This is a genomic window from Streptomyces venezuelae (genome assembly GCF_008642295.1).
GTDB lineage: Bacteria > Actinomycetota > Actinomycetes > Streptomycetales > Streptomycetaceae > Streptomyces > Streptomyces venezuelae_C.
Genome location: NZ_CP029190.1, coordinates 2,270,776 through 2,283,555, shown reverse-complemented (window position 1 = coordinate 2,283,555; position 12,780 = coordinate 2,270,776). Strand labels below are relative to the sequence as shown.

General features: G+C 71.9%; 13 protein-coding genes. 8 read left to right on the top strand and 5 right to left on the bottom strand.

The annotated features are described in order from the left end of the window. The first annotated feature begins 82 nt into the window (after positions 1-82). Both DEJ50_RS09895 and DEJ50_RS09890 read left to right on the top strand, forming a co-directional pair. Positions 83-661, top strand: a complete 579-nt coding sequence (locus tag DEJ50_RS09895) for a TetR/AcrR family transcriptional regulator (protein WP_150207192.1) — start codon at positions 83-85, stop codon at positions 659-661. An 84-nt stretch (positions 662-745) separates the two neighbouring features. Next, positions 746-1,648, top strand: a complete 903-nt coding sequence (locus DEJ50_RS09890; protein ID WP_150207191.1) for a hypothetical protein — start codon at positions 746-748, stop codon at positions 1,646-1,648. On the opposite strand, the gene DEJ50_RS09885 is transcribed toward DEJ50_RS09890, so the two are convergent. Beyond that, positions 1,624-2,250, bottom strand: coding sequence for a TetR/AcrR family transcriptional regulator (locus tag DEJ50_RS09885; RefSeq protein WP_150207190.1), 627 nt, complete (start codon positions 2,248-2,250; stop codon positions 1,624-1,626). The two genes, DEJ50_RS09890 and DEJ50_RS09885, sit on opposite strands and share 25 nt — an antisense overlap. An 81-nt stretch (positions 2,251-2,331) precedes the next feature. Here DEJ50_RS09885 and DEJ50_RS09880 point away from each other — a divergent pair, with 81 nt between their 5' ends. After that, entirely contained in the window at positions 2,332-2,793 is a 462-nt protein-coding gene (locus tag DEJ50_RS09880; RefSeq protein ID WP_223837680.1) for a DUF6463 family protein, read from the top strand. Here DEJ50_RS09880 and DEJ50_RS09875 read toward each other — a convergent pair. Continuing rightward, positions 2,749-4,041, bottom strand: a complete 1,293-nt coding sequence (locus DEJ50_RS09875; RefSeq protein ID WP_150207188.1) for a PucR family transcriptional regulator — start codon at positions 4,039-4,041, stop codon at positions 2,749-2,751. The genes DEJ50_RS09880 and DEJ50_RS09875 overlap by 45 nt on opposite strands. Before the next feature lie 153 nt (positions 4,042-4,194). On the opposite strand from DEJ50_RS09875, the gene DEJ50_RS09870 reads away from it, so the two are divergent. Together DEJ50_RS09870 and pruA are read left to right on the top strand one after the other, a co-directional pair. Continuing rightward, entirely contained in the window at positions 4,195-5,121 is a 927-nt protein-coding gene (locus DEJ50_RS09870; protein ID WP_150207187.1) for a proline dehydrogenase family protein, read from the top strand. Between the two features lie 21 nt (positions 5,122-5,142). Next, on the top strand, positions 5,143-6,774 hold the full coding sequence (pruA, locus tag DEJ50_RS09865) for an L-glutamate gamma-semialdehyde dehydrogenase (protein ID WP_150207186.1): 1,632 nt from the start codon (positions 5,143-5,145) through the stop codon (positions 6,772-6,774). Positions 6,775-6,863: 89 nt separating this feature from the next. Here the strand turns inward: pruA and DEJ50_RS09860 are convergent, their stop codons facing one another. Beyond that, positions 6,864-7,565: a nitroreductase family protein gene (locus tag DEJ50_RS09860; RefSeq protein WP_150207185.1), complete on the bottom strand. Its 702-nt coding sequence runs from the start codon at positions 7,563-7,565 to the stop codon at positions 6,864-6,866. A gap of 76 nt (positions 7,566-7,641) precedes the next feature. On the opposite strand from DEJ50_RS09860, the gene DEJ50_RS09855 reads away from it, so the two are divergent. Beyond that, a complete protein-coding gene (locus DEJ50_RS09855) occupies positions 7,642-8,193 on the top strand; it encodes a GNAT family N-acetyltransferase (protein ID WP_150207184.1) in 552 nt (183 codons plus the stop codon). Between the two features lie 200 nt (positions 8,194-8,393). Here DEJ50_RS09855 and DEJ50_RS33865 read toward each other — a convergent pair whose 3' ends face one another. Continuing rightward, positions 8,394-8,774 (bottom strand): peptidoglycan-binding domain-containing protein, encoded by a 381-nt coding sequence (locus DEJ50_RS33865; RefSeq protein WP_190344393.1) that lies wholly within the window; start codon positions 8,772-8,774, stop codon positions 8,394-8,396. Positions 8,775-9,048: 274 nt separating this feature from the next. On the opposite strand from DEJ50_RS33865, the gene DEJ50_RS09845 reads away from it, so the two are divergent. Together DEJ50_RS09845 and DEJ50_RS09840 are read left to right on the top strand one after the other, a co-directional pair. Continuing rightward, positions 9,049-9,807: a helix-turn-helix domain-containing protein gene (locus DEJ50_RS09845; RefSeq protein WP_150207182.1), complete on the top strand. Its 759-nt coding sequence runs from the start codon at positions 9,049-9,051 to the stop codon at positions 9,805-9,807. Continuing rightward, entirely contained in the window at positions 9,807-10,637 is an 831-nt protein-coding gene (locus DEJ50_RS09840; protein WP_150207181.1) for an XRE family transcriptional regulator, read from the top strand. Before DEJ50_RS09845 ends, DEJ50_RS09840 begins: the two co-directional genes overlap by 1 nt. A gap of 41 nt (positions 10,638-10,678) precedes the next feature. Here the strand turns inward: DEJ50_RS09840 and DEJ50_RS09835 are convergent, their stop codons facing one another. Then, entirely contained in the window at positions 10,679-12,724 is a 2,046-nt protein-coding gene (locus DEJ50_RS09835; RefSeq protein WP_150207180.1) for a phosphocholine-specific phospholipase C, read from the bottom strand. Positions 12,725-12,780: the final 56 nt, after the last annotated feature.

Sequence of the window (12,780 nt, the reverse complement as noted above, 5' to 3'; positions counted from 1 at the left end):
ATGTACAACCGTCATAAACGTTTGTCTATGACGGCTGTATGGGACGGCCGTGTAAGACGGTCGTCTTGATAGAGTCGGGGGCATGGGACACAAGGAAGATCTGCTCGAGGGTGCGAAGAAGTGCCTGGTCGAGAAGGGGTTCGTGCGGACCACCGCGCGCGACATCGTGAACGCCTCGGGCGCCAACCTGGCCTCCATCGGCTACCACTACGGCTCCAAGGACGCCCTGCTCACCCAGGCCTTCATCGCCCTCATGGAGGAGTGGGGCGAGAGCTTCGCGGCCGGCCGGAAGGGTGCGGACGGTTCGCTGGAGCGCTTCCGCGGGGTGTGGGAGGGCGTGCTCGCCCAGCACGAGGCCTCCGGTCCCGTCTGGGCCGCCAGCCTCGAGGTCGCGCTGAGCCGCGACCGGGTGCCGGAGCTGCGTACGATGCTCGCCGCCTCCCAGGCCGAGGGGCGGCGCGGGCTGATCGCGATGATGACCGGCACCCCCGAAGAGCAGCTGGACGAGCGCGATGTACGGACGCTGGGCGCCTTCTACCAGGCCCTGCTGAACGGCCTGATGATCCAGTGGCTGTTCGACCCCGAATCGGCCGCCACTCCCGAGGAGTTCACCGAGGGTATGCGGCGGGCGGCCGAGGCCGCGCTGGGCGCCGAGGGCTGACCGCCGCCGCGGAACCGCTGTCGGTCGTGGCCCGTCACAGCTCCAAACCTGCTCGACCCAGGGGGAGTTGTGAGACGGAGAGCGATGTCGGCGGCGGTTCTGGCCGTACTGGTCGTGGCTGCCGCCGGATGCGGAGGGGTGGACGGCCCGGGATCGCCGGAGCCCGGTTCGCCGGGGTCTTCGGATGGGCGGGGCGGGGGTGGTGGCACGGCCGTCTCCCGCGCCCGGATGGCGGAGGTGGCCCGCGCCTGGGAGGGCTCGGCGGCCCTCAGGCAGTGGAGGGAGGGCTTCCATCCGCTCCAGGACCTGATCCGGGTCCCGGACGGCGCGTTCCGCAACGCCGAGGACAAGCGCGCCTACCTGGAGCGGAACTTCACGCTGCGGACCGAGCTGCCGTCGGCGGCGCCCCCGCCCGGCCGGATCACCTGGTCCGACGGGAGTTCCCTGCCCGTCACCCCGCTGTCCGCCCCGGACACGTACCGCCTTGTCGACCGGGACCCCGACCGGGCCGGCGGCCTGGTGGTGACCGCGGCCCGGCTCGGCGAGCTCACCCTGGACACCAGCCGCGGCCCCGCCCGGGTGCCGGCCTGGTTGTTCACGCTGGAGGGGTACGGCACCCCGCTCGCCCGGGTCGCGGTCGGCCCCGACCGGCTGCCCGCACCACCGATCGGGCCGGCCTCCGAGTACGCCCACGGCTCCGGATCGCTGTCCGGCCACACCGCCGCCTCGCCCGAGGCCGCCCGCTTCACCGTGATCGCGGCCCGCGGCAGCTGCGAGGAGGTCGGGATCGAGGTCCTGGAAGGCGCCGACACCGTCGTTCTGGCGGCCGGGACGCGTCCCCGCGGCCGGTCCGGGGATGTCTGCGATGCCGCGCTGCGCACTGAGGAGGTACCGGTGGAACTGAGCCGTCCGCTCGGCAGTCGGATCCTGCTCGACGCGGCCTCCGGTGCCCCGGTCCCGTTCTACTCCGGCGCCGGCCCGCGCTGACCGCCCGCCGCGCTGCCCGCCGGGCCGCCGTGGCCTGTGGCCAGTTGGGCGATGAGGTGGTCCAGTGCGGCCTCGGCCGCCGGGCCGCCGTCGGCGACCTCGGGCACGAGGTCGCCGGCCGACCGGCGCAGTTCCACCCAGCCGAGGTAGGCGGCGTAGGCGACCACCGCCTGCTGCCGGGCGGCGGTGGCGTCCAGGCCCAGGTCCGCGTAGAGCTCGGTGAGGTAGCCGATCCGGCGCCCGGTGACCCGGCGCAGGACCGGCGCGACGGCCGGATGGTCGGCGTGGGCGACGATCGCGGGCTCCAGGCCGCTGATGTCCTCCGTGCCGAGGGCGGCGGCGAACAGGGCGGCCAGCCGCTGCCGGGGATCGGTGATGCCGCCGAGTTCCCGGATCAGGCCGTCCGTGTCCTCCTGCTCCCACATCTCCAGTGCGGCCGTCAGCAGGGCGTCCCGGTCCTTGAAATGCCAGTAGAAGCTGCCGCGGGTCGCCCCCAGCTCTCCGGCCAGCGCATTGACCGACACCGCGGCGACACCGCCGCGGGCCATCGCGCGCAGCGCCGCAACCGACCAGTCCTGGGGGGTGAGTTGTTTCCTCGCCATGTCCGTACAGTACTGTACGGTCGTTCCGTACAACGGTGTATGGAGCGCTGAGTGCCTTGAGAATCGAGGTGGTTGACCGTGATGAGATCTGCTCGATGGATTCCCCGACTGGTGACCGCACTGGCCGGTCTGCACTTCCTGGTGGCGGTGATCCTCTACCGCAGCTTCGACGACCTGGCCCGCGAGGGCTTCTGGGACGCCGCGACCGGGAATGCGCAGCGCGAATCTGAACTGTGGTTCTTCCTGGCGGGTTTCGGGCTCCTGGCCCTGGGCACCCTGAGCGCGCGAATCGTCCGCGACACCGGCCGGCTGCCGGGCGAGCTGGGCTGGTACCTGCTTGCCATCGGGGTGCCGCTGATGGTGCTCAACCCGGCGTCCGGGGCGCCCGGACTGATTGTGCTGGGGGTGTACGCCCTGGTCACGACGGCCCGGCAGCGGTCCGACGCAGCCCGGCGGTCCGATGCAACCCAGCGGACCGACTCAGACCGGCGGCCCGGTTCAGCCCGGCAGCCGGGCGGCCTTCAGGGCCATGTGCAGCAGTAGCCGGTCCTCGCCCTCGTCCAGGTCCAGGCCGGTCAGCTGCTCCACCCGGGAGAGCCGGTAGTAGAGCGTCTGGCGGTGGATGCCCAGGGCTGCGGCTGCCCGGCCGGCCTGCCCGGCGCAGTCCAGGAACACCTCGGCCGTGCGGGCCAGTTCGGGATGGGCGGGGCCGAGCAGGGCCTTGACCGCAGGGTCCGGCGCCGGATCGGCGGTGAGCGCCGCCAGCATCCGGTACGGGCCGATGCGGTCCCACTCGGCCACCGGGCCGAGCTTCGGCTGGGCGAGGGCGGCGCGGGCCGCCGCCGTCGCCTGCGCCCATGCCTCCGGCAGCTCCGCGAGTCCCCGGACCGGCCGTCCGACCCCGGCCGCCGGGGCCGGCGTACGGGTGGGCGCACCGGTCGTGGGCCCGGTGACGGGGCCGGCGCCGGGTCCGGCGGCCGGGCCGCCCGTTCCCGCCAGCAGGCGGCCGGCCGTGGTCACCGCCGGGGCCAGCAGGTCCGCCGAGCGGAGCCGGACCAGCACGGCCAGCGCCGGCTGGGCCGGGACCGCCCCGCCGTCCCCGGACCCGCCGACGGCCCCTGGCTCCGCCCCGGCCCCGGCCCCGGACCCGGGCCCGCCGTCCGTCCCGGCCGCCCGCAGCGGAGCCACGCACACCGCCGCCGCGCCCTGCACGGACGCCGGGGCATCACCGGTCCACGGCGCCACGCACACCACCGCGTGCAGCCCGTCCGCCCCCGCCCCCAGCGCGGCCCGCAGCGCGGCCACCCTCAGCTCCCGCTCCCGGCCCCGCCCCGCGGTCAGCGCCGCCCGGAACTCCCGGGACAGGTCCGCCCCGGCCTTCGCCTCCTCGGCCAGCAGCAGCCCGATCCGCTCGGCCACCTCCATCGCGGCAGCCAGCTGCTCCGGATCGGGCCCGGGCTCCGCGTCGAGCAGCCAGACGTACCCGTGGACGATTCCCCGGAACCGCACCGGCAGACAGATCCGCCCCCGGTTCACCCCCGCCTCCGGCGCCGCCGGAATCCGGACCGGCCCGGTCGCCCGGGCGATGCCGAAGCCCTCGAACCAGGACCGCACCGCCGCCGTGGACTGCCGGGTGAGGATCGACCGGGTGCGGACGGGGTCCATCGCGAGGTCGTCCTCGCTGTCGTGGGCACCGAAGGCGATCAGGCGGAAGTCCCGGTTCTCCAGCGTCGCCGGGGCGTCCAGCAGCGCCGAGATCTCGTCCACCAGGTCCTGGTAATCGCCCTTCACGGGCACATTCTCCCACCCGGATCCCGCGGCCTCAGACATATGTATGAGATCCCGGCCACGGATGCGTGACAGCTGTCGATGGCCGAGGATCGATTCGATCCTTAGGTTTCACGGTGGATTCACTTAGCTTTCTGCCACCCGTTGGAGGTACCCGTGCTGGGTCCCGCGATCCTCGCCGCCTCGCGCAGCGACAAGATGCGCCGAATCGTCTCTGCCGCCCCGGTGACCAAGCCCGTGGTGAACCGGTTCATCCCCGGTGAGACGGTCGACCAGGTCATCCCGATCGTCGCCGACCTCACGGAGAAGGGCCTCGAGGTCACCCTCGACGTGGTGGGCGAGGACATCACCACCGTGGAGCAGTCCTACGCCGCTCGCGACGCCTACCTGGAGCTCATCGAGCGCCTGAAGGACCTGGGCCTGGGCACCAGGGCCGAGATGTCGGTCAAGCTCTCCATGTTCGGCCAGGCGCTGCCCGGCGGCCACGAGCTGGCGCTGGCCAACGTCCGCCCGGTGGTCGAGGCCGCCGCCGCCATCGGCACCACCGTCACGCTGGACGCCGAGGACCACACCACCCTCGACTCGATGTTCGCCATCCACGACGAACTGCGGAAGGACTTCCCGCAGACCGGATGCGTCATCCAGGCCTACCTCTTCCGCACCGAGGCCGACGCCCGCCGGCTGGCCGACGCCGGCAGCCGGGTCCGGATCGTCAAGGGCGCCTACAAGGAGCCCGCGGAGGTCGCGTACCAGGACAAGGCCGAGATCGACAAGGCCTACGTCCGCATCCTGAAGATCTTGATGGAGGGCCGGGGATACCCGATGATCGGGTCCCACGACCCGCGCCTGATCGCCATCACCCAGGAGCTCGCCCGCAAGGCCGGGCGCAAACTGGATGAGTACGAATTCCAGATGCTCTACGGCATCCGCAGCGAGGAACACCTGCGGCTGGCCGCCGAAGGCCACCGCATGCGCGTCTACACCGCGTACGGCACGGACTGGTACGGATACTTCATGCGCCGCCTGGCGGAGAAGCCGGCCAACCTGCTCTTCTTCGTCCGCTCGATGATCACCAAGAACTAGGCCCAAGGAGCTGTCAGACCCATGGACGCTGTGACCCAGGTCCCCGCGCCGGTCAACGAGCCGGTCCACTCGTACGCCCCCGGCAGCCCGGAGCGCGCCCGGCTGGAGATTCAGCTCAAGCAGCTGGCCGAGAACCCGATCGACCTCCCGATGACCATCAACGGCGTCAAGCGGATGGGTGCGGGCGAGCGCTTCGACGTCGTGCAGCCGCACGACCACAAGTCGGTCCTCGGCACCTACGCCAACGCCACCCAGGACGACGCCCGCGAGGCCATCGACGCAGCCCTCGCCGCCGCCCCGGCCTGGCGCGCCACCTCCTTCGACGACCGCGCCGCGATCATCCTGCGCGCCGCCGAGCTGCTGTCCGGCCCGTGGCGCGAGAAGCTGGCCGCGTCCACCATGCTGGGCCAGTCGAAGACCGCGCAGCAGGCCGAGATCGACACCCCGTGCGAGCTCGTCGACTTCTGGCGCTTCAACGTGCACTTCGCCCGGCAGATCCTGGCCGAGCAGCCGATCGCGAACTCGGCCGGCGTGTGGAACCGCAGCGACCACCGCCCGCTCGAGGGCTTCGTCTACGCGATCACCCCGTTCAACTTCACGGCCATCGCCGGCAACCTGCCGACCGCCCCGGCCCTGATGGGCAACGTGGTCGTGTGGAAGCCGTCCCCGACGCAGACCCACGCCGCGGTCCTGCTCATGGAGCTCCTCGAAGAGGCCGGCCTGCCCAAGGGCGTCATCAACCTGGTGACCGGCGACGGCATCGCGGTCTCCGAGGTCGCCCTGGAGCACCCGGAGCTGGCCGGCATCCACTTCACCGGTTCGACCAAGACCTTCCAGTACCTGTGGAAGACGGTCGGCAACAACATCGAGAAGTACAAGTCCTACCCGCGCCTGGTCGGCGAGACCGGCGGCAAGGACTTCGTCGTCGCGCACCCGTCCGCGGACCGCGCGATCCTGAAGACCGCCCTGACCCGTGGCTCCTTCGAGTTCCAGGGCCAGAAGTGCTCGGCGTCCTCCCGCGCCTACATCCCGGCGTCCATCTGGAACGACGGGTTCAAGGAGCAGTTCGCGGCCGAGGTCGACGGCATCACCATGGGCCCGGTCACCGACCTGTCGAACTTCATCGGCGCGGTCATCGACGAGCGCTCCTTCGCGAAGAACAAGGCCGCGATCGACCGCGCGAAGGCCGACCCGACCTGCACCATCGTCGCGGGCGGCACGTACGACGACTCGGAGGGCTACTTCGTCCGCCCGACCGTCATCGAGTGCACCGACCCGGAGAACGAGGTCTTCACGACCGAGTACTTCGGCCCGATCCTCGCCGTGCACGTCTACGAGGACGCCGAGTTCGACGCGATGCTGGCCCAGATGGAGTCGGTCTCCGCGTACGCCCTGACCGGCTCGGTCATCGCCGCCGACCGCTACGCGGCGGCGGACGCGATGGAGAAGCTCCGCTTCGCCGCGGGCAACTTCTACATCAACGACAAGTCCACCGGTGCCGTGGTCGGCCAGCAGCCGTTCGGCGGCGGCCGGGCCTCGGGCACCAACGACAAGGCGGGCGCCGCGTCGAACCTGCTCCGCTGGACCTCGACCCGCTCCATCAAGGAGACCCTGGTCCCGCCGACCGAGTACGGCTACCCCCACATGGGCTGATCACGCCCTCCGCATGACCCCGCCCCCGTTCCGGTACCCCCAAGTCCGGAGCGGGGGCGGTTTCCATGTCCCGGCGGCCCGGACAACCCCTAGACCTCGACCAGCACCTGGTCCAGGGACTTCCGGACCAGGTCGGGCACCTGGCAGTCCTCCGCCGGGTAGCCCACCGGGATCACGGCGAAGGCCCTCTCGTTCTCCGGGCGGTTCAGAACGTGACCCAGGAAGCGCATCGGGCTCGGGGTGTGGACCAGGGCGGCCAGGCCGGACAGGTGGAGGGCGGACAGCAGCATGCCGACCGCGATGCCGACCGACTCGTCCACGTAGTAGTGCTTGTGCTTGGTGCCGTCCGGGCCCAGCCAGTAGCGCTGCTGGAAGACCACGATCAGCGCGGGCGCATCGGTGAGGTGCGTCTTGACCGCGTCCGTGCCCAGCGGGCGCAGCGCCTCCAGCCATTCGTCGCCGAGCCGGCCCTCGTAGGAGATCTCCTCCTCCTGCTCGGCCGCGGCCCGGATCCGCTCACGGATCGCCGGGTCCTTGACCAGCACGAAGGTCCACGGTTGCTGATGAGCGCCGGAGGGGGCGGTGGCCGCGCAGGCGATCGCGTCCCGGACCACCTCCTCGGGCACGGGGTCGGCGGAGAAGTGCCGTACGGTACGCCGCTCGTCCATGCGTTTCCGCAACTCGGCGGCCCGGGCGAGGGATTCACCTGCGGGCATCCGGGCGGGACGGTAGGGGACGGGGCGGTAGGGCTCGCCGTGGGTGGGCGTCCACTGCTGGGTGGTGTGCGACATGGGGCGAGTCTGCCCACGCCCGGACCGGGCGGCCAGAAATGTGCCAGCCGATTCCTGGCGGGTGGACACTGGTTGTATGACCGATACACGGACACGGACACGGCTCGCGCACACCTCGGAACTGGGTGAGCGAGCACTGAAGGAGATCCGGTCCCTGCTCGATGCCGCCTTCGACGGCGACTTCTGCGACGAGGACTTCGAGCACGGGCTCGGCGGGATGCACGCCCTGGTGCACCAGGACGGGGAACTGGTCGCCCACGGCAGCCTGGTGCAGCGGCGGGTGGTCCACCGGGGTCAGGCCCTGCGCACCGGATACGTCGAGGCCGTGGCCGTACGGGCGGACTGCCGCCGGCAGGGACTGGGGAGCGCGGTCATGGCCGGGCTCGAAGGGGTGATCGCGCGGGCGTACGTGCTCGGCGCGCTGTCCGCCTCCGATGAAGGCGCCGCGCTGTACGAGCAGCGGGGCTGGACCGTGTGGGGCGGCCGGATCGGGACGCTGGCACCCGAGGGGCCCCAGCGGCTGGCCGAGGAAGAGGGGTCCACCTACCTGTGGGTGCCCGAGGGCGCCGCACTGCCCGACACCGCCGGCCCGCTGTGGTTCGACTGGCGGAACGGGGACGTGCTCTAGGAGCTGCATCGAGGGGCCGGACGGCGCGATGCCGTCCGGCCCCCGTGGCCGTGCCCGGAAGGTCCGTTCCCCCGTTCCCCCGTGCCCTCCGGTCCGGCCGTGGCGGCCCGGCCTCCTGGCGGGAGGCCGGGCCGCTGTCTTTCCCCCGTTGGTCGTTGGTCGTTGGTCCTCGAGCCGCCCGGCCGGTCAGGGCCGGACCGCTACCACCACACGCCGGCGCGCAGCTTGGCCCAGGTGTTCGTGCCGACCTCACCGTCGACGGAGATGCCGGCGTGGCTCTGGACGGACTTCACGGCGTTGTAGGTGGCCGAGCCGAACTGGCCGTCCTCGGCCAGCCAGTTTGGGTAGCTCGTGTTCTGGTTGATCAGGCACTGCACTTGCTTGATCCGCTGCACGGCGGCCGAGCCCGTCTGGCCCGACTTCGTGAGTGCGGTGCCGCCGTAGTAGTTGCAGCTGTGTGCCACACGCTGCTCCGCCGCCGTGGGCGACGGGGCGGCGGCGTTGGCGGACCCGGCGAACGCGAGTCCGCTGCCGAGGACGGCCGTGGCGACCGCCACCGTGAACTGCTTGCGAAGGTTCATGAAATCAGTTCCCTCCGTGTTCCCTCCGTTGACCGGGCGGTTGGGCCCGGCGTCGACAGCGACTCTCCTGCGCCAAAGCCGATCGCGTCCAGTGCGGCCGGGAAAAGGGGTCAGCGTGGGACGTCCCACGCTCTGACCTGCTGGGACGTCCTGCGGCGGGATGCTTTCGCGGGATGCCGGCGGCGAGCCCGGTTCGGGCCAAGCCGTGCAAACCACTGGTGGCCGGAAGGCGGGGGCCCGAAGCTGGGGACCGGACCGAGGGGGGGAAGAGGCAGTGGCGCGTTGGAAGGAACTGCCCGCAGCACTGGACAGCCGTGAGGGGCGACTCATCGCGGAGCTGCGGCGGTTGAAGGATCACAGCGGCCTGAGCCTGGCCGCGCTCGCGGGGAAGACCGGCTACAGCCGTTCGTCGTGGGAGAGGTACCTCAACGGAAAGCAGCCCGTGCCGCGCGAAGCCGTCCGGGAACTGGCCGAGGTGTGCGGGCTGGAGCCGACGCGCCTGCTGGTGCTCCACGACGTGGCCGCACAGGTGCGGCGGCCGGGAGGTACGGGCGCTCCCCGTACCGAGGCGCCCGGTACCGAGGCTCCCCGCGCGGAACGGGGCGAGGACTCCGCCCCGCAGCGGACGGTCTCGCTCCGCGGATGCATCGCCGGAATCGTCGCCGCCGTGGTCGTGGCCTTCACCGCGGGGCTGCTGGCCGGGGGAGTGTGGGGCGGTGACGAGGCGGTGGCCGACAACGGCAAGGCCGGCTACCGGCGCGGGGTGGCCTACAGCTGCGACATCCGGCGGCACGGCGAAGAGCTGCGCGCGGGGCACAGCACGAGCCGCGACATCCTGCTCGACATCAACAGTACGGGTTTCGACGTGGTCGAGGTCCAGTGCCTGCTCCGCGAACACGGTTTCGACCCGGGTTCCACCGATGGGCTGTACGGCCAGCCCACGAAGGATGCCGCGACGCGGTTCCAGAAGGCGCGCGGACTGGTTGCGGACGGCATCGTCGGGCCGAAGACCTGGGGGGAGCTGCGCAGGTGATGACGTCCACGGAGTGTGAGCAGCTCGCCGCCGAACTGAGTCGGCTGCGTGAGCGGACGGGGCTGAGCCTCGCAGCCCTCGGCGAGCGCACCCCGTACAGCAAGTCCTCCTGGGAGCGGTACCTCAACGGCAAGCAGCCGCCGCCCCGGCAGGCGGTCGAGGCGCTGTGCGCCGTCGCGGGCGAGCCGCCCGCCCGCCTGCGCGCTCTCTGGGAGCTCGCCGATGCGGCCTGGAGCGGCAGGGGCCGGCCCACGCCCGTAGCCGTGCCCGTGTCCGTGCCCGTACCGGTGTCCGTGCCCGGGTCCGGGGCGGAACCGGCCGCCCCGCGCCGGCGTCGGGCCGCTGTGGTGGCCGGGGTGCTGTCCGTCGTCCTGCTGGCGGCTGCGGCCGTGACGGGGGTAATCCTGCTCCGGGGGCCGGGGACGGAGCCGCAGGGATCCCCGGCCGCGGAGGCGGAGAAGCCGGTACGCAATCCCGGCTGCGCGGCGGCGGGCTGTGCGGGCAAGGACCCGCTGCGCATGGGGTGCGGGGGTGCGGGCATGGTGACCACCGTCCTGACCGGCAGCGCTCCGGGCGGTCGCCAACTGGAGCTGCGCCACGGAGAGTTGTGTCAGGCGGTGTGGGTGCGGGCGGCGGGCCTCAAGGCCGGGGACCGCGTCGAGGTGTCCGTACCGGGCAGCCCGGCGTCCCAGGAGCTCCGGGTGACGGACCGGGACCTCGGCCAGTACGTGGCGACCCCGATGGCGCCGGCGGCGAAAGGGCCCGCCGGCGCCCGGTTCTGTCTGACGCCGGGCAGCCCGGCCGAGGGCGGCCGGGTCTGCTTCGGCTGAGATCGGTTGGAGACCCGCTGGGAGACCCGCTGGGAGACCGGCTAGGACCCGGTGATGCTGGGCGCGCCCGTTTCGATGTGGCCCGTGTAGCGGCGCGACCAGGTGCCGTCGGAGTCGGCCAGGATCGTGAAGTCGTACCAGCCCTTGCTGTACGCCACCGCGTTGAAGAAGTCCTCGCGGGAGGAGTTCGCCGGGACGGTGTAGGTCCAGGGGCCGTCCGAGCGGTAGGCGTTCGAGCGGATGGTGAAGGTGACCGGTGCGCCCGAGGCGTTGGTCATCTTGAAGTAGACCGCCGGCTTGCCGGTGCCCGGCTCCACCGCGAAGCGGGCCGCGACCTCCAGGGACTTGCCCGGCTTGGTCGCGTCCCCGATGAACCGGCGCAGAAAGCGGTTCGGGCCGTACATGGAGATGTCGTACTTGCCCGAGCCGTGGCCCAGTCCGATGTGGAAGTAGTCGGTGGCGGTGCCTCCGGGGTCCACCGTGTACTGCCAGGCCGTCGTGTCCCGGTGCTGGTGCGGGTGGATGGAGAAGTGCGCCGGGCGCTTCGCCTGGCTGCCCTGGTTGGTCATCGAGAACCAGGCGGTGATCTTTCCGACCGAGCCGAACTCCAGCCGGTCCAGGTTGCCGTTGACCTGGTAGGGCAGCGCCCGGGCCGGCCGGGTACCGGGCTCCTGGGCGGGCAGGGCGTTGTTCTGCGGGACCGGGTTCGGGAGCGGGGCGCAGGTGCCCTGGCCGATGACCTTGGCCGTGGAGGGCAGGCCGGCCGGTACGCCGTACACGGGCGACGTGAAGTCGAAGACGCCGGTGAGGTCGCCCGACACCTTGCGCCGCCAGGCGCTGATGTTGGGGCAGAGCGCGGGCTTGCCCAGGGCCGTGGACCAGGTCTCCATGAAGCGGAGCACCGAGGTGTGGTCGAAGACCTCGGAGCTGACCCAGCCGCCGCGGGTCCACGGGGACATCACCAGCATCGGCACCCGGAAGCCGAGGCCGACCGGGACGCCGTCCAGGTACTCGCCGGGGGTGCCGGGCGGGGCCACCGGCGGCGGCACATGGTCGAAGAAGCCGTCGTTCTCGTCGTAGTTGAGGAACAGGACGGTGGAGTCGAACACCTCGGGATCGGCGGCCAGGGCCCGGTAGACCAGGTCGACGAAGTGTGCGCCGTCACCGGGCGGGGCGTACGGGTGCTCGGAGAACGCCTCGTTCGCGACCACCCAGGACACCTGGGGGAGGGTGCCGGCCACGACGTCCGCCCGGATCGCCGCCGCGATGTCGTCCGGGGTGGAGCCGGTGACGCGGGGGACGGAGGACATGCCCTTGTCGTGCCAGGGGGTGCCCGGTGCCGCGTCCGTGAACTTCTTGAAGTAGGCCAGGCCGTTGTCCCCGTAGTTGTCCTGGGCGTTCTGGTAGACCCGCCAGGAGATGCCGGCCCGCTCCAGGGCCTCCGCGTACGTCTCCCAGGTCAGCCCGGATTCCTCCCCGCCGTCCTTGCTGGAGGCGTCGATCTTCCCGCTCCACAGGAAGGTGCGGTTGGGGCCGGTGGCGCTGAGCGCGGAGCAGAAGTACGCGTCACAGACGGTGTAGTGGTCGGCGAGGGCGTAGTGGAAGGGTATGTCGCCGCGGTCCAGGTAGCCGAGGGTGCGGGTGTTGCCCACGCCCATCACCCAGTTGTCCATCCGGCCCTTGTTCCAGGCCGCGTGCTGCGAGGTCCAGCTGTGCGGCAGGTCGCCGCTGCACTGGGCCAGGGTCTCGCCGTCCACCCCGCCGGCCGGCGGGGTGGCGGACAGCTTCCACGGGAACTGCCGGCCGCCCCAGTTCGGCTGCTGGAAGGTGCCCCAGCCGCCCGGGATGTTGCCGGCCGCCCGGTCTCCGAACCCGCGTACGCCCTTCAGCCGGCCGAAGTAGTGGTCGAAGCTGCGGTTCTCCTGCATCAGGATCACCACATGGCGTACGTCGGTGATCGTGCCGGTGGCAGCCGCTGCCGCCGCCGACAGGGTCCCGGCCTCGGCTGTGCCGGCGTTGGCGAGGGTCGCCCCCGCCACCAGACCCGCTCCGATTCCCACGAACCCTCTGCGGCTGATCGGTGTCACTTGCCCCTCGCCTCCCACTCCGGTGCCACGGCGGCACATCGACGGCAAGGGTGACG

Bases quoted from the DNA above. Each gene is read 5' to 3' on its own strand.
- DEJ50_RS09885 (WP_150207190.1), bottom strand. From the start codon at position 2,250: ATGGCGAGGAAACAACTCACCCCCCAGGACTGGTCGGTTGCGGCGCTG.
- DEJ50_RS09895 (WP_150207192.1), top strand. From the start codon at position 83: ATGGGACACAAGGAAGATCTGCTCGAGGGTGCGAAGAAGTGCCTGGTC.
- DEJ50_RS09880 (WP_223837680.1), top strand. From the start codon at position 2,332: ATGAGATCTGCTCGATGGATTCCCCGACTGGTGACCGCACTGGCCGGT.
- DEJ50_RS09860 (WP_150207185.1), bottom strand. From the start codon at position 7,565: ATGTCGCACACCACCCAGCAGTGGACGCCCACCCACGGCGAGCCCTAC.
- pruA (WP_150207186.1), top strand. From the start codon at position 5,143: ATGGACGCTGTGACCCAGGTCCCCGCGCCGGTCAACGAGCCGGTCCAC.
- DEJ50_RS09840 (WP_150207181.1), top strand. From the start codon at position 9,807: ATGACGTCCACGGAGTGTGAGCAGCTCGCCGCCGAACTGAGTCGGCTG.
- DEJ50_RS09855 (WP_150207184.1), top strand. From the start codon at position 7,642: ATGACCGATACACGGACACGGACACGGCTCGCGCACACCTCGGAACTG.
- DEJ50_RS09890 (WP_150207191.1), top strand. From the start codon at position 746: ATGTCGGCGGCGGTTCTGGCCGTACTGGTCGTGGCTGCCGCCGGATGC.
- DEJ50_RS33865 (WP_190344393.1), bottom strand. From the start codon at position 8,774: ATGAACCTTCGCAAGCAGTTCACGGTGGCGGTCGCCACGGCCGTCCTC.